The sequence below is a fragment of the Pseudomonas sp. CM25 genome (genome assembly GCF_013179705.1).
GTDB lineage: Bacteria > Pseudomonadota > Gammaproteobacteria > Pseudomonadales > Pseudomonadaceae > Aquipseudomonas.
The window spans coordinates 1-4,041 of the sequence record NZ_JABMCW010000426.1 but is presented as its reverse complement, the minus strand read 5'-3'; the positions used below and the strand labels follow the sequence as shown (position 1 = coordinate 4,041).

The window sequence follows — 4,041 nt, the reverse complement described above, 5'->3', positions numbered from 1 at the left end:
CGCGCTTGATTGGAGGGGTAAACGGTGCCACCGTGAATACATCTAGACCCTGATGAACACAGAGGTGGGCACCATGAACGTTGGATACATCCGCGTCAGTACCGCTGACCAAAGCACCGAGCGCCAGCTTGATGGCATGCAACTGGACAAGGTGTTCACCGATACCTGCAGCGGTAGCACCGTGGACCGCCCACAGCTGCGCGTGGCGCTCGAAGTGCTGCGAGCTGGGGATACCCTATGGGTGCACAGTGTCGACCGCCTGAGCCGCTCCCTGGTGGATCTGCTGGCGTTGATGCAGGAACTCAATGGCCGGGGTGTGGCTGTTCGTTTCGTGAAGGACGGTGCGCTCCACTGCGACGGCACAGCCGCGAGTAACCTGCAGCTGGGTATCCTGGCCGTCGTTGCACAGTTTGAGCGTGCCAGGCTGCTGGAGCGCCAGGCGGAAGGCATTGCCAAGGCGAAGGCCCGAGGGGTGTACAAGGGTGGGGCGAAACAGACGGATACCGCAGCGATCCTTGGGGCAATCGACAACGGCATGTCGTACCGGGATGCCGCATCCAAGTTGGGTGTGTCACTGAGCACAGTTCAGCGGGCGGTGAAGGCTGCTCGGGGATGATCGTAACAACCTAATAATCGGGCTAATAAGGCAACCTAATAGGGCTCAAACCCGCGTGCTAGAGCGGTCATTATTAGCTTTATTGGTTTTATTACCTAATGAGCCCTACCCGGCGCCGCCGCTGGCGCTATCAGCACAGCGCTATTACGCCTATGAGATTTCCAGTGTACACCTGTACTCTCTCTCTCTCTCTCTATTTATTAGAAAAAAGTAATAAAAGTAATAAATATAATAAACGACCGCTCTGTGCTGCACATTCCAGCCTTATCACCTGTGCCATCAGACCTAATAAATCAGACTACTAAAACTAATAATTTCAGCAGTGCCATCATTCGCGGACCCTAGACGTCGACCCCCATACACCACCCCACGTTTGCCCCTCGGGCCTGCCTGAGCACTGGCGCCAGAAACCGCTTACAATGAGATATAACGGAAGGGGAGCACCCCGATTGCCTTTTGCTATGGTCGAATCCGGCCTCGCTTGGGGCATGATTGGGGGCACAGACGGCGCCATTCGTCGCCTAATCCCCATAGTAGATAGGCTGCACGGATTACATGCGGTAATCCATTTTTAAGGGGTTTGTAATGGGTATTCAGGTCATCAGCCGGGACGGTCAGCCCGAGTACGCCGTGGTTCCCTGGGAGCAGTATCAGGCCCTGCTGAAGGCCGCCGGGCAGGCACCCACCGAGGCGGTTGTCGGTGAAGCGGCCAGCAGCGCTGCCGAAGCGCCGTTGCCGGGGTTCAGTGAAGTAGGGCAGATTCGTCAGGCCAGGGGCATTGCCCCTGAGCAACTGGCGCGCAATGTCGGGGTCAGCCCGGCGTACCTGGCCATGATCGAGTCGGGTGAGCGTCAGCCCGATGCCGCCATCCGCCGCGCCCTGGCGTGGCACCTGGGTGTGGCGGGCTGGAGCGAGCCATCATGAGCCAGGTCAGGATCAGCCGTCAGCACTGGGATAACCTGCTGGGCGAGCTTGACCTGGCCCGTCGTCAACGTCACCTGCTGACGTACCGAGCGCTGATCGAGCGCTTGCAACTGCCCAGCCCGGCCATGCAGACGCTGACCGCGGCGTTGGAATACCTGGCGCTGCTCGATGCCCGCGCCGAGCAGCCACTGCGCAGCTCGCTGGTGATCAGCCAGGGTGCCAGCCGTTTGCCGCGTACCGGCTTTTTTGAGTGCGTGGAGCGGCTTGGGCGTTTTTCCGGGCCGGTGGATGGCATGGAAGCGGCGTCATGGCATGCCTCCGAGGTGGTGCGGGTGTTCGAGTACTGCTATCCCGAAACAGCCTGAGTCTTTACCTGTACCGGCCCTATCGCCGGCAAGCCAGCTCCCACAGGTTCACCACAGGCCTTGAGCCTTTGCGCTGTACCTGTGTGGGAGCTGGCTTGCCGGTGATAGGGCCATGACAGGGAACGCATCCCTGTGAATCAACCCACAAGGCCTGCCATCGGCATCGACCACCTGCAATGCATCCAGGTGCTGATGCCGACCGAACAACTCCAGCAGCTGCCCGATCGTGGCATTGAGCCGCACCGTCGGCTGTTCGGCCAACGGCACGCTGATCGATACCGGCAACGGCCTGGCCTCACGCACGCCCAGCTCCTGCGGTCGCCCCAGCAGGTAACCCTGCACCAGGTCCACGCCCATCTCCACCAGCACCGCCAGCTCCTCTGCCAGCTCGATACCTTCGGCAATAACCTGCGCCTTGGACGCTCGGGCAATCTGTAATATCGAACCCACGAACTCGCGCTTGAGCGGATCACGGTGGATGCCGTCGATGAAATGGCGGTCGATCTTCACGTATTCAGGGCGCAGCTCCGACCACAGGCGCAGGCTCGAATATCCTGCGCCCAGATCGTCGATGGCAATCGAAAAGCCCATGTCGCGGTAGTGGTGCAGGGCATTGGACAGCAGCTGGAAGTCGTCGGTGGGGGTGTGCTCGGTCAGCTCGATCACCACCCGGCTTGGCGGCAGCCCGACCTGTTCGAGCAGTTTCAGGGTAAGACCGGAGGGGTAGTGCGGTTCCAGCAGCGATTCTGGCGAGACGTTGAGAAACAGCTTGCCCTGCAACTGTTGCTCGCTGAAGCGGCGGCAGGCACTTTCCCGGCAAGCGGCCTCCAGCTCGGTCAGCCGGCCGGCCTGGCGGGCCATGGTAAACAGGTTGAGCGGTGCGTGCAGCGGGCTGTTCGACGGCCCACGGCTCAGCGCCTCATGGCCGAATACCCGTTGCTCGCTCAGGCACATGATCGGTTGAAACAGGCTGTGAATGCGGCTTTGAGCCAGAATGGCGCTCAAGGCACTGAGCTGTTCGGCAACGGTCATGACGTATTCCTGAAAATATAAGGGCCGGGCATCTGCATGCCCGGCCCTTATATTTCACGACAGCGCGATGACTGTATGATGACAGGTCACATTAATCTGCCATCACTGTCACTGTGCCTTACTTCTTGGCCACCTTGGTGCTGGCGCTGAGGTAGTCGATCAGGATGCGGCCGGTTTCGGACAGGTAGGCATCGTCTTCCGGCTTGGTGTTGTCATCCTCGGCCGGCAGCGCGTCCTCGTCCTCTTTCTTCAGCTCTTTGAGCGGCTCTTCACCCTTGGCCTTGCGGCGGATGTTTTCCAGCGCCAGCTGCTTGGCCTCGATATCGTCGTGGCGTGCACGGCGGTCCTGCTCGTTGAGGCTGACGGTTTTTTCGTTCATCAGCTTCTGGGTCAGGGCCAGGCGGTCGCGGATGTAAGTGAACTCGGCATCCTTGTCGCTGCGCGCTTCATGCTGCGCCTTGAGCTGGGCCAGGAACGGCTTGAATGGGTCGGCCGCCGGCTTGACCACCGGGCGGATGGTGTCCCACGGCATGGCCTCGGGCAGGGCGCTCTCGCCAATTTCCTTGGTGTCGATGATCGACGGGTAGTCGATGTCGGGCAGCACGCCCTGGTGCTGGGTACTCTGCCCGGACACCCGGTAGAACTTGGCCAGGGTCAGCTTCAGCTCGCCATGGTTGAGCGGCTGGATGGTCTGCACGGTGCCTTTGCCGAAGGTCTGGCCGCCGATGATCAGGGCGCGGTGGTAGTCCTGCATGGCACCGGCGAAGATCTCCGAGGCCGAGGCCGACAGGCGGTTGACCAGCAGTGCCAGCGGGCCTTTGTAGAAGGCACCGGGGTTTTCGTCTTCCAGCACGTCGACGCGGCCATCGCTATTGCGCACCAGCACGGTCGGGCCTTTTTCGATGAACAGGCTGGTCAGCTCGGTGGCTTCCTGCAGCGAGCCGCCGCCGTTGTTGCGCAGATCGATGACCACGCCGTCGACTTTCTCTTTCTGCAGTTCGGTGAGCAGCTTCTTCACGTCACGGGTGGTGCTCTTGTACTCCGGGTCGCCGGCGCGGTAAGCCTTGAAGTCCAGGTAGAAGGCCGGGATCTCGATGATGCCCA

At 60.8% G+C, this 4,041-nt stretch carries 5 protein-coding genes; 3 read left to right on the top strand and 2 right to left on the bottom strand.

Going from position 1 to position 4,041, the window contains the following annotated elements; genetic code table 11:
• The first annotated feature begins 73 nt into the window (after positions 1-73).
• From HP546_RS27090 to HP546_RS27080, 3 genes are all read left to right on the top strand, one after another.
• Positions 74-616, top strand: coding sequence for a recombinase family protein (locus tag HP546_RS27090; RefSeq protein ID WP_172231961.1), 543 nt, complete (start codon positions 74-76; stop codon positions 614-616).
• Positions 617-1,201: 585 nt separating this feature from the next.
• Positions 1,202-1,540, top strand: a complete 339-nt coding sequence (locus HP546_RS27085; RefSeq protein ID WP_172231958.1) for a helix-turn-helix transcriptional regulator — start codon at positions 1,202-1,204, stop codon at positions 1,538-1,540.
• On the top strand, positions 1,537-1,905 hold the full coding sequence (locus tag HP546_RS27080; RefSeq protein ID WP_172231955.1) for a hypothetical protein: 369 nt from the start codon (positions 1,537-1,539) through the stop codon (positions 1,903-1,905). The genes HP546_RS27085 and HP546_RS27080 overlap by 4 nt, the downstream gene beginning before the upstream one ends.
• A gap of 48 nt (positions 1,906-1,953) precedes the next feature.
• Here the strand turns inward: HP546_RS27080 and HP546_RS27075 are convergent, their stop codons facing one another.
• Positions 1,954-2,937, bottom strand: a complete 984-nt coding sequence (locus HP546_RS27075; protein WP_172231952.1) for an EAL domain-containing protein — start codon at positions 2,935-2,937, stop codon at positions 1,954-1,956.
• A gap of 118 nt (positions 2,938-3,055) precedes the next feature.
• On the bottom strand, positions 3,056-4,041 hold a 986-nt coding region (locus HP546_RS27070; protein ID WP_172231947.1), incomplete at its 5' end, for a carboxy terminal-processing peptidase.